The organism is Streptomyces sp. HUAS TT11, from assembly GCF_051553595.1.
GTDB lineage: Bacteria > Actinomycetota > Actinomycetes > Streptomycetales > Streptomycetaceae > Streptomyces.
In genome coordinates this window covers 9,616,209-9,630,015 of the sequence record NZ_CP196184.1, presented here as the reverse complement: position 1 = coordinate 9,630,015, position 13,807 = coordinate 9,616,209, and the positions used below count along the sequence as shown (strand labels likewise).

The window sequence follows — 13,807 nt, the reverse complement described above, 5'->3', positions numbered from 1 at the left end:
GCCAGCGTCGTTATCTCGTGCTGGCCACCTGCTGCTTGAGCCTGTTCCTCGTGGGCATCGACTCCACGATCGCCAACGTGGCACTGCCCTCCATCGGACGCGAGCTGCGCGCGCCCGTCTCTGGGCTGCAGTGGACGATCGATGCCTACCTGCTGGTCCTGGCCAGCCTGCTCATGTTGTCCGGATCCGTGGCCGACAAGATCGGCCGCCGCCGGGTGTTCCAGATCGGCCTGCCGGTGTTCACCATCGGCTCGCTGGCCTGCAGCCTGGCGCCGAGCCTCGGCTGGCTCATCGCATTCCGCGGCCTGCAGGCCGTCGGCGGATCGATGCTGAACCCGGTCACGATGTCCATCATCACGAACGTTTTCACCGATCCCAAGGAACGGGCCCAGGCGATCGGCGTCACGGTCAGCGTCTTCGGCATGTCGATGGCGCTCGGCCCGGTGATCGGCGGCGCGCTCATCGACTCGGTCGGCTGGCGGGGCGTGTTCTGGGTCAACGTCCCGGTCGGCATCGCCGCCATCATCCTCACCGCCCTGTACGTCCCCGAGAGCAAGGCGGCCCGGACCCGGACACTGGACCCCGCCGGCCAGACCCTGATCATCCTCCTGCTCGGCACCCTTTCCTACGGAATCATCGAGGGCCCGACCTATGACTGGGGCTCGGCCCGAATCCTGGCCTGCTTCGCGGTAGCCTTCGTCGCGTTGGTGATTCTCCTCGCCTACGAGCCCCGCCGCGCCGAGCCCCTCATCGATCTCCGGTTCTTCCGCAGTCTGCCGTTCTCCGGTGCGGCCGTCACGGCGATCTCCGCACTGCTGGCCATGGGCGGCTTCCTGTTCCTCATGGTCCTGTACCTGCAGGATGTCCGCGCGTACTCACCGTTGACCACGGGGCTGTGTCTGCTGCCGATGGCGCTGATGCTCGCGGCGTCCGCGCCGCTGGCCGGCCGGACGATCGCCGCCCGCGGCGGCTCCCGGATCCCCCTGGTCATCGCGGGCACCGGGCTGATCGCGGGCGGGCTGATGCTGACCCAGATGACCGACTCCTCGCCCATCTGGTACGTCATCATGTCCGGGCTGGTCTTCGGCATCGCGATGGGCTGGGTCGGCCCCCCTATCATCAACAGCGCTATGTCCGGCATGCCCCGCTCTCAGGCGGGCGTCGCCTCCGCCATCACGTCCACCACCCAGCAGATCGGTAGTTCCCTCGGCGTGGCCGTCATGGGCTCCGTGCTCGCCGACAACCTGCACGGCCCCATGACCACCGGGTTCGCCACCGCAACCCGCCCCGGCTGGTGGATCGTCGTGGGCTGCGGAGTCGTCGTGCTCGCCGTCGCCCTGTGGACCACCGGCCGGGCCGGGAAGGCGAGCGCCGCACGGGCCGCAACGCTGATCCTCGCGGCAGAGGAGGAGCGGGCACCCACCCGTGCATGAACGGGGTGTTTGACCGAGCATCGGCACACTCCCTGGAAAGGCCGTGTCCCAGTTGCGGGACACGGCCTCTGGCCTGCACGTTCTCTGAAATGGCAGTGGGTGTGGGATATGAACCCGCGGTGACTCGCGCCACGACGATTTTCAGGACCGTGTACAGACCTACACGAACAGTCGGATCGTCTCGGCGACGAGCGGGTACAACGACAACACGATGAAGACCCACCCGACCAGCCGTATGACCCGAGGTCGCTGTCCAATGCACCGGTGACCGTCACCGTTCACCTCCGCACGCACACCCCGTCTGACCTGCCCCGTTGAACCCTCGCGAACGCCCCCCGTACGGCCGCGCGGACAGTCGGAAACCGTGTGAAGGGCGGTGAGACCTTGCGAGTTCGAAGCTCGTAGCCTTCGTCAGCGGTTCACCGGGCACGGTGTCGAAGAGTTGCGTGGTTCGAGGCGGGCATCCTTCCGCACCTCTCATCCATCGCCGTGTTGCGGGCGGAGCGCCAGCGAGGCGGACCGGACGCGGCGCCCTGCCGGATCCGGGCAGGGACGGTGGCGACACGTTGCCGGAGCCGGCCTCTCGCTCACCTGCCTGCGCTGTGCGAGGCTGACGGCGGGGGGATGACGACATGAGGCACACACCTTTCTTCCGCTGGGTTCTGACGGCCGGTTTCATGCTCTTCGCGTGTTCGGCGTGGCTGTACGCGATCCAGTCGGATCCGGAGCTGCCCGCGACGCGTCAGATCGACTTGGCGGTGGTCGATGAGAAGGCTGACGGCACCTGCAAGGTCCGGTGGAACGACCCTTACGAGAAGAAGACGCGGGAGGGGCCGTACCACTGCGACGCCGGCCGGGACGACAGCCTCAAGGCGCCGAACTACCCGGACAGCCGGGGCTACGGCTGGGCGACCGGGTTCATGTTCACGGAAGGGCCGGACCGGGGGGACCTGGACGATTTCGAAGCCTTCCCGGAGGACGGCTTCACCACCTCGGACACCCTCCTGCTGCTGGGGGTGGCGCTCATCCTGATCGGGCTGGTCGGCGGCAACCTCCGCGCTCTTCCCCGGATCCTCGGCGTGGAGGCGCGGCTCGTGCGCCGCGCGACCCGGCTGGCCGAGGCTGCCGGGTGGGCAGCCGAGGACTACGCGCGGGCGGTGGACGCGGTGCGGGACGCCGGCCGTCACGGGTCGCTCGACGGGGCACCCGACCCCGAACTGGTTCGCCTTCTTTGGGTTCTGCGGGAAGCCGGGCCGCAGGCGCACAGGGCAGCGGCGGACGCCCGGGACCTCGCGAAGCGGCTGCGCCCGCTGCTTGAGGTGGCGGCCCCCGCCGCCGGGTTGCGCAACAGGCTCCAGGCCGGACCGGCCGCCCGCGCCGACGCCGAGGCGGCGGTCACCGAGCTGCGCCGGCTGCTGGCCGACGCCGAACGGCGCGGCCTGCGGGAGCGGTTCGCGCAGGCATCGGTCGACCTGCTCCGGGGGCAGGACACCGACCGGGCCGCCCTTGCAGCCGGGACGGACTTCGAGCGGGACCCGGACGCCTACCGACGGCTCCTGGAGGGCCTCACCCCTCGCGAGGCTGCGGCCCGGCCGCAGCCTCTCCGACGCCGCCGTCGGCGCCACTGACCGCGCCGCCCGGAACTGGCCCCCTACGGACGGCACTCGTCTCAACCCCAGCCCCGACCACCGGGGCAGCCGCCTCCCGGCTCACAACGCTCAGTCGCCGCTGCACGAAACCCGAGCCAGAACCCGTTCTCATGGACGTAGCCATGTGCGACCCCAGGAAGGGGCCTTTTCGGGGTCTCGTGGGCCATGGGTGGGCCAGGGGATCGCTGCACGGCGACCCCGGATCGGGCAAGGTTCAGGTCAAGTCGGGAATGGCTGCTGTACGTCAGTGGGTCTTGAATGCCGTTCCTGTGACGTACCGAGGGGGGCTCGGGGAGAGGTCACGGAGATCCCGGAGCTGGTGTGGAGGGCCCGTACGTGTAGTGCTCCCTACCCCGAATGCACTGCAACGGCTGCCACTCCACGCATCGAAGGCTCGCCGATAGCGGCGCGTCACAACCCCGGCACCTGAAGACTCCGAACAAGACATACGGCCGTAGGCCCACCAGAGCCGTGCGAGAAACTCCACGAGGCGCGAGACTACGTGAGGCTGGGCGGACTTCGTCAGCAGGATGCCCCCGGCGGACCACTCGACCGTGCCACCGGCGTGCCAGATGCAAGGGTCGGCCACGGTCAACAACGGCTACACCCTCGGCCCTCGGCGCGGGCGGTCGTGCTGCCTCAACGCCCGTCGCAGGTCAGTGACGCTGCTCACCAGCTCCGCCGTCACCGGCATGAGAATGGCCTGTCTTAGCGATCACGGCGCCTGACGTCGCCTGTTATTCACCACCGATCACGGCGCGCCCGGGCGGACACCGGCGATGCGAAGTCGCCACCTGGGCTTGCGGGTTTGCGCCATGATGCGGGGGCGGGTCCGGGTGGGACGGCAACTGCACGAACGGCCATGAGGGGGCAGTCATGGAGGAGCGGTTCGCGGTGGTGGCGAGCGCGGGATCGTATCTGCAGGAGGACGGCGACGACGTCCGGCTGCCGCATCGGTGGACGCCGCGCGGGGTCGGGGTGCGGTCGGCGTTCACCGGTGGCCACGTGCTGAACCTGGCGGTGGCGGCGTGCGTGCTCAACGACCTCTACCGGGAGGCCGAGGCCGGCGGGGTGGAACTGCGCGGTGTCCGGGTGCGGGCCGAGGGCGGCTTCGACACCTCCCGCTGGAAGTCGACCGGAATCTCCTACACGGTGGAGGTCGACAGCGACGCCCCGCAGGCGCTCGTCACGGCACTGATCGCAACCGTCGACGAGGTCGCCGAGATCCCGCGCGCCCTGCGCCAGGGCGCCGCGGTCACCCGCTGCCCCGACTGAGAGGCACGACAGCCCGGACACCCTCCAGGAGAAGCAGGAGCTATCGGGTGTCCGGGCTGTCGTCGGCGGCCGGTCGGGGCGCGCCCGGCGTGCCGGTGAGCATGACCACGTCGGCGGCGGGGACATCACCGGGGCCGAGAGACGAACGGGCGTGCCGGGAGGTTCACCCGCCCGGCACGGGGACGTCAGGAGACGAAGTACGTCGGGTTGGGCAGCTTGTACGTGCGGTCGGCGTTGCCGCCGTCCAGGTCCGAGTACTGGTCGCCGAAGTTGGCGATGATGTCGTACCCGAGGTCGTGCTCGATGTGGCCGCGGGTGCCGGACTTGTACTGCACGGTCGTGCAGGTCCAGGTGGCCGGCGTGGCACAGTCGCTCAGGTAGGCGGGTGGGTTGGCCTTGTCCTTGAGGAACATGTGGGCGGTGTCGAGGTTGACGTCGGCGCCGACCTTCTTCAGGTTCTCCACCGCGCCCGCGCGCTGGCTTTCGCTGAGACCGGAGTTGTAGAACACCTCGACGCCCTTGGAGGCGGCGTAACGGACCAGCTCGGGGCTACCGAACACGGCCGGGCGGTCGGCGCGGTCCACGTAGTCGTTCCACGTGGTCGCGTTGTAGGTGTAGTTGTAGCGCTTCTCGTAGTCGAGGCTGAGAAGGAGCGTGTCGTCGATGTCGAAGACGACAGCCGGCTTCTTCCCGCGACGGTGGTCCTCGCGGGCCGCCTTGTCGATGTAGCTCTTGGCGGCGGCGTCGATCTTCGCGAGGTCCTTGGCGTACGGGCTGTCGGGGGATGCCTGGTAGACGCCGGCAGCGTCGGTGGTGGTGCCGTAGTACGTGTCGATGTCCTTCACCAGGAGCCCGATGTTGTAGGGCTCCCTGGTCGAGTTCGCCGTCGACTGGCCGGCGCCGGCCGCGCCGGCGCCGTACAGCGCGGCACCGGCGAGGACGCAGGCAGCACCAGCCGCTACCGCTTTGTGGGACTTCAGCATGGGATCTCCGGATGTGATACGCAAGAAATCAGGCCACCGCCTTGTCTACGCGCATCACATCGGGTGTCGCATCGCTTGTTATTCGATCGAGACGAATTGTTCGCTGACGGTCCAGGGCCCCTTTGGGTTCTGTTCACCCGGCAGAGCTAGCGACAGGGGGCTTTGAACGTCAACTCCCCTATGTTCCGATCGAGACGGGGAGCAGGTCGCACCGCACCCGAGCGGGGCGCGGGCCCGGCGCCTGTACGGTCGGGGCCGTTGGGCAGGCCGACGGCACGGGCGAAGTCCCGGCCGTGGATGCTCAGTTCGTCTGCGTCGACCTGCCCGGCGAGCGGGCCGGTTGCGCGGGTCACGACCAGCCGTGCACGAACAGGTCCTCGACATACGCCTCTACGGACGCCGCGTCGACCAGCAGCTCTCTCCGGTCGCCGCCGGGCACAGCCTCCGCCCGCGGCCGATCGACGATCAGCACCTCTGTCTCCACATCCATCACGCCTGCCTGGACACGCAAGCGGATCCCCGGACCCTCTCCCGGGCGGCCGAGGCACATCTCCAGCAGCAGTTCGCCGACCGCCGGCCCCGCGCTGCCCGCCCCCGCCGGGCGCAAGGAAGGCGGGGCTCTACCCGGTGGCCAAGCTGCCGTCGGCGGCCGGCCCAGGCGCGGCCGGTGCGCCGGTGAGCATGACCACGTCGGCGGCGGGCACTTCGCGGCCGTCGTCGTCGAGGAATCCCACATGGACGGGGCGGCTGGTGGAGCGCACCCGGCGCAGCGCGGAGGGGCCAGAGGGACGCGGGCGGTGCCGGTCGCCCCACTGCTGGAGCGCGGCCAGCACCACCCACAACTCGCGCCCGGCCTCGGTCAGGTGGTAGCTCTGCCGCGGCCTGCTGCCCGGCTCCTGGTAGGTCTGCGTGTCCAGCACGCCGGTCTCGACCAGCAGCTTGAGCCGGGCACTGAGCAGGTTGGAGGCGATACCCAGGGACGCACGGATCTCGGCGAACTTGTGGCGGCCGGCGAAGATCTCCCGCAGCACCAGAAACGACCAGCGTTCACCGAGGATCTGCAAGCTGCGCTCGATGGAGCAGGCCGGCTCCTCGTCCCCGGGACCCGACCACTGCCGTCCGGTCGACACCGCCCACCTCCACCCGAGTCCGCCACCCGTGTCCACATCCCGCACGGGTGCCGCTCTGAGTCTACCCCTTGAGTTTTCTCTTGCAACTCAGACGGTCCGGTCACGCCCCCACATCCACCCACCCCGGCGCGGCAGGACACCGGCCCCGGCCGTGACGCCGGCCGAACACCCCAGCCCCAGAAGGCCGATACGACGTGCCGCACCGAAACAGGCCGCAGTAGGTCCCCGGCGGCGCCGGAGCGGTTCAGTCGCGGCTCGCTGCGCCGTAGCGCAGCCCGTCGTAGAAGATCGCGGTGATGCGCGCCGCGTCGTCCTGCCACCCCTGGGTGCGCATGTGGCAGATGCCGCCGAGCGCGCGGAGCAGGACCCGTCCGCTGACGCCGTCGCGGACGACACCGGCTTCCACGCCTGCGGCGAGGAGTTCGTCGAGGGCGCGGGCCATCTCGGCGCGGGCGTCGTCGAAGACCGCGGAGTCCGTCGCCATGATGCTCTCCAGTGCTTCCGCCATGCCCTTGCCGACCGCCGAGTGTTCCACGAGCAGCAGCAGGAAGCGGCGCAGCGCCTCGTCCGGGGCATGCTGTGCGAGCAGCCGGGCGGGGGCGGCGCAGAGCTCGGTGACCTCCTGCCGGTACACCTCCGCGACCAGTGCCTCACGGGTGGCGAAGTGGCGGTAGAGCGTACCGACCGCCACGTTGGCCCGCCGGGCGATCTCCTCCACGTGCGCGTCGGCGTCGCCGGCCAGGAACGCCTCGCGCGCCGCGGCCAGCAGCGCTTCGCGGTTTCGGCGGGCATCGGCGCGCAGGGGGCGTGACGAGGGCAACAGTCCTCCATAAGGTGAGTCGGGTTCCGGTTATGTGTACAGTTTCCGGAGTCGGGTTCACCTTATCGAAAGGGGCACACGCGTGACAGGCGTGGACGAGGGACTCAGCGGGCTGCGGGTGCTGGTGACCGGGGGCAGCCGTGGACTGGGAGAGGCGACGGCCCGCCGCTTCGCCGCAGCCGGTGCGACCGTACTGACGGCCTCACGCACCGCGCCCCCGGACGACCTGCCGGCCACGTTCATCCCCGTGGACCTGCGGTCGGAGAAAGGGGCAGCGGACCTCGGCCGGCGGGTGCTGGACAGCGTCGGAGGCATCGACGTCCTGGTCAACAACGCGGGAGCCTCCAGTGCTCCGATACCGACCCTGCAGCGCTCCGATGCGTCCTGGCACGCGGACCTGGAGATGAACCTGCTCGGCGCCGTCCGCGTCGACCGGGTACTGGTGCCCGGGATGATCGAGCGCGGCTCCGGCGTCGTGGTGCACGTCTCCTCGATCGCCAGCCGGCTCCCGCAGCCCGCCGAAGCCTCGTACGCCGCGGCGAAGGCGGCACTCAACGCCTACAGCCGCGAGCTGGCGACGGAGGTGGCGGGGCACGGCGTCCGCGTGGTGTGCGTGCTGCCCGGCTTCGTCGCCACACAGGGGGCACTCACCCATCTCCAGCACATGGCCGACCGCCGGCAAGTCGCCCTCGACGAAGTGAAGCGGCAGATCGTGGACCACCTGAAGGTGCCGATGGGGCGCCCCGGCGAGCCCGAGGACGTCGCAGAGATGATCGCGTTCCTCGCCTCCGACCGCGCCAAGTGGCTGACCGGGGCCGAGTTCCGGGTCGACGGCGGCATCATCCCCGTGGTGTGAGCGGCACCCGCGCAAAGACCCTCCTAGCGAAAGGCACGCACCATGCACACCCGCCTCAGCGCACTCGTCGTGGACGCCGCCGACCTGGACAGCGAGAGCTCGTTCTGGCACCGGCTGCTCGGCGGCTCGATCACGAAAACGGCCACGCACCACTTCCTGCACATCGACCACTTCCCCGTCATCGTGATCCAGCACGCCGCCGGCCACGTGCCGCCACAGTGGCCCGACGGCGCCCCGCAGCAGATGCACGTCGACCTCACCACGGACGACGCGGCGGCCGCGAACGAGCGCGTACTCGACGCCGGCGGGCGACGACTGCGGCCCGCGGACGACGCCGGCGCTTCCGCCCGCCACACAGGCTCCCGGGTGTATGCCAGTCCGGCCGGACACCCCTTCTGCATCCGCTCCACCTGACCCGCAAGCCGCCGCCGGGACCACCGCGGCCGCCCGTGTGGCGCACAGGTGGTGTCCTGCGGCCCCGCGGACCCGACCCCCTGACACGGTACGAGGACCCGCCCGCCACCCCGGAAATCCGTTTCGGGCGGAGGTGCGGTGCCCTCTAAGGTGGCGCGGTGACCATGGACGTGATCGTGCTCAACGGCGGTTCCAGCTCGGGCAAGTCCGGGATCGTGCGATGTCTGCAGGCGCTGCTGCCCGATCCCTGGCTGGCGCTGGGGACCGACACCCTGGTGGAGGCGATGCCCGCGTCGCTGCGCGCCTCGGATGCGGGGATCGAGTTCGCGGCGGACGGCGAGGTGAGCGTCGGGCCCCGGTTCCGGGCGCTGGAGGCTGCCTGGATCGAGGGCATCGCCGCAATGGCCCGCGCCGGTGCCCGGATCATCGTCGACGAGGTCTTCCTCGGCCAGGCGGACTCGCAGCAGCGCTGGCAGAAGGCGCTGGGCGACCTGCAGGTGCTGTGGGTCGGCGTCCGGTGCGACGGCACGGTGGCGGCGGGCCGCGAGATCGCACGCGGCGACCGGGTCACCGGAATGGCCGTCTCCCAGGCGGACCTCGTCCACCACGGCGTGGTCTACGACCTGGAAGTGGACACCACGCACACCGAATCGATGGAGTGCGCCCGGACCATCGCCGCACACGTCGGATAACCGGCACCGCCGCTGCCCGCCCCTCCCCCGCCGTGCACCCGAACACACCGGCGGGTGGCAGAGCCACGGCCGGCGACTACCCCACGGCGGCGGGCAGTGGGGCGGCCGCCGTCATTCATGGCGGCGGCGTCCACGACGGGCCCGGAGCGCGGCGCCGGCGCCGGAACCGGCCAAGGGCCCGTGCGGTGCTCGGCGCAGCCACGCCGGACCGGCCCTCGCGCGAACGAAGCCGCCCGGGCATGGCGGGAGCGGGCCGGACTCAGCCGGCCGTCACGTCGGTGAAGTGCTCGACGAGCGGGGTACCGGCCAGGAAGGGCCCCAGCGCTTGCCCGAACTTCACGAAGCGGTCGCTGTCGCGGAAGTTCTCGAGGTGGGCCTGCTCGGATTCCCACTCGTTCACATTGACGAACCGCGAGGGGTTCTCGGTGCTTTGATGCAACTTCACACTGATGCATCCTGGCGTCGTCGCGAGGAGCTCGTAACCGGTCTCCCGGAAGGCCGCGGCAAACGCGGCCCCCTGACCGGCCTGGACGTCGATAATGACGATTTCGGTAACCATGGAAGGATCTTCGCAGAGCCGGTGGCCTGCCGCGCCAACGGCCGGTGAACCGCACGGTGACGCACCGGTGATGCCCGGCTGACGTACCCGACCCCGGGCCGGTGTCGGGCGAGCACTTCGAAAGCAGGTTTCCTCACCCGTATCCCCACAGCGGCCGCTTCCGCCGACCCGCTGCCGCGGCGGGCCGCACCGACCGGGCGCGCAGCCGGCCGGTAGGGACGTTTCGCGTGGGACCGTCGGGGAGGCCCGGGTCCACTGCCTGGAAGACGAGGCCGCCCGCGCCACGGACAACGCACACGCCAAGAGCCTGGTGGAAAAGGCGGGACGGCTGCGCCGCGAGGCGAGTAAGGCCCAGCCCGGCCAGTGACAGCCGAATTCATGGGCCCCCTTGGGGGGCCGACTGGACGAAAGAAGCCGAGGACAACAGAAACGCCCTCCCACCACCGGCCAGCACCCTGGTCGATGCCGCCCGCGCCGAACTCGTCACCGCGAACGACCCCTACTTCCGAGGCATCGACAAAGCCGCAGACCTACCCACCGGGATGAGTGCCGAATCCGTCCAGTCCACCCGCCCCGGCGGAGCCCATGTCATCTACTTCGATCACGGCCGGGGAGGGCTGCGCTACGTCTTCACACGCCGCACAACCGACCCCCAGACCGTGATCGACGAATGCATCTGGCAGTAAGCGACTGAGCACATGACCAAACGATGACCACCCGCTCGTCCGGTCAACGCCCCGGCGAGCGGCCTGGTTCGCGGCCCACGGCGGCTCATCGGTAGCCTGCGGCACCATGATGCGCGCGTGGATCCTGCCGATACTGCTGGTGCTCTGCGGCTCGGTCGCTGCGACGGGGCTGATCTCCGGAGGGGACCGCGTACCAGGCGCAGTACTGCTGTTGGTGTTCGTGCTGCTCGCGGGTGTGAACTCGCCGCTGATCTTCCCGAAATCGATCGGTGCGCTGGAGGCGCAACAGCGCAGCACGATCGACGGCCGGCCGGTCGTCTTCTGGCGGCCGGGCTGCACGTACTGTCTGCGCCTGCGTATCCGGTTGGGTCGCGACGCCCGCCGGTTGTACTGGGTCAACATCTGGCGTGACCCGGCTGGAGCAGCAGCGGTGAGAAAAGCCAACGACGGCAATGAGACCGTGCCCACCGTCATCGTGGACGGCCGTCCGTACACCAATCCCGAACCGTCATGGGTGCGCGAGCGGCTCTCTGATGGCGATTCTTGAAATCGCCCAGCGTAGATCTTGTTCCTCAGCTGATTCGGACATCAAGGATCTGAGGACGTGGCGGATCGCTCGGGTTGCAGATCTTGATCGTCTTGGGCTTGCGGCCGGCTCGTCACCGCCGCCAGGATCGGCTGCATGATCAAGGGTGTGATGTTCGACTTCTCCGGGACCCTCTTCCGGATTGAATCGGCCGCGCAGTGGCTGCGCGCGGTGGCAACGAAGGCCGGTCTGGACGTGCCCGAGGGTGAACTCGAGGCGTGCGTCAGCCGGCTGGAAGAGTTCGGGGCTCAGCCCGGAGGGGTTCCTCCGCGCACAGTGCCGCCCCATCTGGAGGCACTGTGGCGGGAGCGCGATCTGACCGCCGAACGACATCGGGCTGCCTTCACAGCCCTCAGCCGGGAAGCGAAGCTGCCTGCGGCTGACCTGGCCGAGGCCCTGTATGAACGTTCCCAAGTGCCCGGGCATGGCTGCCTTATCCCGATACCAAGGAAACCCTCCGCGCCCTGCGTGGGCGAGGCATCCCGGTCGCTGTCGTCAGCAACATCGGCTGGGACATGCGCCCTGTCTTCCACGACCACGGTGTCGATGACCTCGTAGACGCCTACTTCCTCTCCTTCGAGTGCGGGGTGAAGAAGCCCGATCCCCGGATCTTCCAGATGGCGTGCGACAAACTCGGAGTGGCGCCCAGCGAAGCACTCATGGTGGGAGACGAGCCTGTTGCGGACGTCGGCGCTGCCGATCTGGGGTGCCAGGTCCACCTGGTCGATCCCTTGCCCGTCGACCGGCGTCCCGGCGCACTGGTCGAGGTACTCCAACTCCTTTGACGTGGCCAGACCGACGCGACTTTCTGCGCGATGTTGAGGGCCCGGCGACCGAAGGTCGTCGGGCCCTGGCGATCGGTGAGGGTCAGTCGTGGTCGGTCGCGTAGTAGGTGCGGAGGACCGGGTTGATCCCGGGGACGAGGTCGCTGATGGTGATGTTGTCGATCCAGCGGTGCGGGATCTGGCCGTCGCGGCAGATGCCGTCGGGTTGGCCGGTGCTGATCGCGAAGACGAAGGTGCGGGTGGCCGAGTCGTCGGTGTCGATGGTGCCGAGGAAGCCGGTGATCTCGGCGTCCGAGTAGCCAAAGCCCTTCGCGAGGATGCGGTGCAGGCCGTCGCCGACGGTCTCCCCGGGCAGGACCGGGCCGGTCGGAAGGCTCCAGGCTCGCGTCATGTTCGGCTCTAGGAACCTGCCGTGCTGCTCGATCAGTGCCGCGGCGGTGAGGTCGGTGATGCCGTCGCTGTGGCTGCGGGTGACCAGTTCGTCGACCTGGTGGAGCATGAACGGCTCGGTCACGGAGTTCTCCGCACCGGGATGATGTCGGTGCGGTGGTGGGGCATGGTCGGCCGGGCGGCCTCTGGCGTCGCCAGCAGCGCGACGATTGTGATCGGCTTCTGGCAGTGCGGGTAGTTCCGGGTCGCGGTCGGCTCCAGGGGTCGCGGACCTGGGCGGGCGGGTCGGGCAGGTCGAGGACGCTCAGGACCGCCGCGGCGGCCTTGGCGGGGTCGCCGAGCTGCCGGCCGTTCGCCGACTGCCGGGCGGCGCGGATCGGTTCGAAGAACGCGTCGTAGTCGGGAAGGGACCGGGGCGCGCGGACCATGGAGCGGCCGGCCCAATCGGTGCGGAAGGAGCCGGGTTCGATCGCGGTCACGTGGATCCCGAAGCCCGCGACCTCCTTGCCGACGGCCTCCAGCAGCCCCTCCACCGCGTACTTGCTGGCGCAGTAGGCGGAGACGCCCGGGAAGGAGGCGAGCCCACCCATCGAGCTGACGGCCAGGACGTGCCCACGGCGCCGGGCCCGCATGTACGGCAAGACCGCCTGCACGCACAGGTTGGCGCTCTGGTTGCGGACCGTGTCCGCCGCAGCACTCGCGCTGCGCTCGAGGGCGCTATCGGTGTCCAACCCTGATCCCGTATCGGCGGGGGCCACCGGCGCGTGCTGCAAGGGATCGAACGGGGGCCACCGCCTCACTGGAACGAGGACGAGTCGCCGAAGGCCGCAAGCAGTTGGAATGGCCATTCAGGATCAGCCTGGCCGATGGCCAGGCCAACCCAGCGCCCGGAGGACGGCGGCCGCCACACCTGCATACGGACGGCGACTGCGCTGAGGAAACCGAGCGGCTCCGGAGCCCGAAACCCGGGGTCGCATTCGTCAAGGCCGAGGTACCGGCCCAGGTCGACGGTCTCTGAGGCTCCCCAGCACCCGGTCAAAGCGCCAGCCAGCGAGGCGAAATCGGCCTCCATTTCCCGTTCGGCTGCCTCGACGATGTCCTCGCTCCGGTCGTCCCAGAAGTCCTGGCTTTCGCGGAGCACAGCCAGGTGATACCCGGGCCCGCCCCACTCGCCCCTTGTTGAGGGCTTGACCTCCGACTCGGGGAAGGAGAGCGAGCTCAGCCTGTCGATGATCGACAACAGGTCGTCGGTGGGGCTCGCGGGCTGATACTGAGTCGGCATGACCTGGAAGTGTAGGGAGGCATGGTGATCCCGACTGCCCGGACCTTCCGCGACCCCCGCCTTGAACGGCAGCGGGACGGTGCAGCCCTTGCATCCAGGTCACAGGGGCTTCAGTAACAGGCCAGGCCAGCGCATCTCGACTGCGGCGAACCAACGTTGACCGTGGTTGACCGCAAGATGTGGCACGATTACAGCAGGTTCCGAGTGACCAAGCGCTTAGAAGGGACTGGCTTGCTGTGCGGCTATGCGGTCTCTGACCTGCGTGCC

General features: G+C 69.6%; 15 protein-coding genes and 2 pseudogenes. 9 read left to right on the top strand and 8 right to left on the bottom strand.

Translation table 11 applies throughout. From position 1 onward, the window contains the following. Positions 1-17: 17 nt before the first annotated feature. The 3 genes from ACSHXN_RS43335 (at position 18) to ACSHXN_RS43325 (ending at position 4,357) form a co-directional block, all read left to right on the top strand. Positions 18-1,433: an MFS transporter gene (locus ACSHXN_RS43335; protein WP_438306389.1), complete on the top strand. Its 1,416-nt coding sequence runs from the start codon at positions 18-20 to the stop codon at positions 1,431-1,433. Positions 1,434-2,065: 632 nt separating this feature from the next. Then, positions 2,066-3,061, top strand: a complete 996-nt coding sequence (locus tag ACSHXN_RS43330; RefSeq protein WP_438306388.1) for a hypothetical protein — start codon at positions 2,066-2,068, stop codon at positions 3,059-3,061. A gap of 897 nt (positions 3,062-3,958) precedes the next feature. Continuing rightward, on the top strand, positions 3,959-4,357 hold the full coding sequence (locus tag ACSHXN_RS43325; RefSeq protein ID WP_438306387.1) for an OsmC family protein: 399 nt from the start codon (positions 3,959-3,961) through the stop codon (positions 4,355-4,357). Positions 4,358-4,542: 185 nt separating this feature from the next. Here the strand turns inward: ACSHXN_RS43325 and ACSHXN_RS43320 are convergent, their stop codons facing one another. From ACSHXN_RS43320 to ACSHXN_RS43305, 4 genes are all read right to left on the bottom strand, one after another. After that, the gene (locus ACSHXN_RS43320) at positions 4,543-5,340 is read right to left on the bottom strand and encodes an HAD family acid phosphatase (RefSeq protein ID WP_438306386.1); all 798 of its coding nucleotides are present in this window, start codon (positions 5,338-5,340) and stop codon (positions 4,543-4,545) included. Positions 5,341-5,689: 349 nt separating this feature from the next. Further along, positions 5,690-5,830, bottom strand: coding sequence for a hypothetical protein (locus ACSHXN_RS43315; RefSeq protein ID WP_356295940.1), 141 nt, complete (start codon positions 5,828-5,830; stop codon positions 5,690-5,692). A gap of 130 nt (positions 5,831-5,960) precedes the next feature. Further along, the gene (locus ACSHXN_RS43310) at positions 5,961-6,470 is read right to left on the bottom strand and encodes a winged helix-turn-helix transcriptional regulator (RefSeq protein ID WP_438306385.1); all 510 of its coding nucleotides are present in this window, start codon (positions 6,468-6,470) and stop codon (positions 5,961-5,963) included. 244 nt (positions 6,471-6,714) lie between these two features. After that, the gene (locus ACSHXN_RS43305; RefSeq protein ID WP_355136778.1) at positions 6,715-7,290 is read right to left on the bottom strand and encodes a TetR/AcrR family transcriptional regulator; all 576 of its coding nucleotides are present in this window, start codon (positions 7,288-7,290) and stop codon (positions 6,715-6,717) included. Positions 7,291-7,372: 82 nt separating this feature from the next. Between ACSHXN_RS43305 and ACSHXN_RS43300 the strand changes: the two genes are divergently transcribed. The 3 genes from ACSHXN_RS43300 to cpt all read left to right on the top strand — a co-directional run bounded on the left by ACSHXN_RS43300 (position 7,373) and on the right by cpt (position 9,252). Beyond that, entirely contained in the window at positions 7,373-8,146 is a 774-nt protein-coding gene (locus tag ACSHXN_RS43300; protein ID WP_356295934.1) for an oxidoreductase, read from the top strand. Between the two features lie 42 nt (positions 8,147-8,188). Beyond that, complete coding sequence (locus ACSHXN_RS43295) at positions 8,189-8,560, top strand: VOC family protein (RefSeq protein ID WP_438306384.1); 372 nt, start codon at positions 8,189-8,191, stop codon at positions 8,558-8,560. A gap of 164 nt (positions 8,561-8,724) precedes the next feature. Continuing rightward, entirely contained in the window at positions 8,725-9,252 is a 528-nt protein-coding gene (gene cpt / locus ACSHXN_RS43290; RefSeq protein ID WP_383357878.1) for a chloramphenicol phosphotransferase CPT, read from the top strand. A gap of 259 nt (positions 9,253-9,511) precedes the next feature. On the opposite strand, the gene ACSHXN_RS43285 is transcribed toward cpt, so the two are convergent. Further along, positions 9,512-9,811, bottom strand: coding sequence for an antibiotic biosynthesis monooxygenase family protein (locus ACSHXN_RS43285; RefSeq protein WP_355136786.1), 300 nt, complete (start codon positions 9,809-9,811; stop codon positions 9,512-9,514). Between the two features lie 542 nt (positions 9,812-10,353). On the opposite strand from ACSHXN_RS43285, the gene ACSHXN_RS43280 reads away from it, so the two are divergent. The 3 genes and pseudogenes from ACSHXN_RS43280 (at position 10,354) to ACSHXN_RS43270 (ending at position 11,868) form a co-directional block, all read left to right on the top strand. Further along, entirely contained in the window at positions 10,354-10,497 is a 144-nt protein-coding gene (locus tag ACSHXN_RS43280; protein WP_438306383.1) for a hypothetical protein, read from the top strand. A 106-nt stretch (positions 10,498-10,603) separates the two neighbouring features. Further along, positions 10,604-11,044: a glutaredoxin domain-containing protein gene (locus ACSHXN_RS43275; protein WP_355136792.1), complete on the top strand. Its 441-nt coding sequence runs from the start codon at positions 10,604-10,606 to the stop codon at positions 11,042-11,044. A 135-nt stretch (positions 11,045-11,179) separates the two neighbouring features. Beyond that, positions 11,180-11,868 (top strand): annotated as a pseudogene (locus ACSHXN_RS43270) (HAD family hydrolase). An 82-nt stretch (positions 11,869-11,950) separates the two neighbouring features. Here the strand turns inward: ACSHXN_RS43270 and ACSHXN_RS43265 are convergent. From ACSHXN_RS43265 to ACSHXN_RS43255, 3 genes and pseudogenes are all read right to left on the bottom strand, one after another. Continuing rightward, positions 11,951-12,382, bottom strand: a complete 432-nt coding sequence (locus ACSHXN_RS43265) for a hypothetical protein (protein WP_355136794.1) — start codon at positions 12,380-12,382, stop codon at positions 11,951-11,953. A gap of 145 nt (positions 12,383-12,527) precedes the next feature. Continuing rightward, positions 12,528-12,944, bottom strand: a pseudogene (locus ACSHXN_RS43260) (SDR family NAD(P)-dependent oxidoreductase); the annotation flags it as partial. A gap of 110 nt (positions 12,945-13,054) precedes the next feature. Beyond that, positions 13,055-13,540: a hypothetical protein gene (locus tag ACSHXN_RS43255; protein WP_355136796.1), complete on the bottom strand. Its 486-nt coding sequence runs from the start codon at positions 13,538-13,540 to the stop codon at positions 13,055-13,057. Positions 13,541-13,807 lie beyond the last annotated feature (267 nt).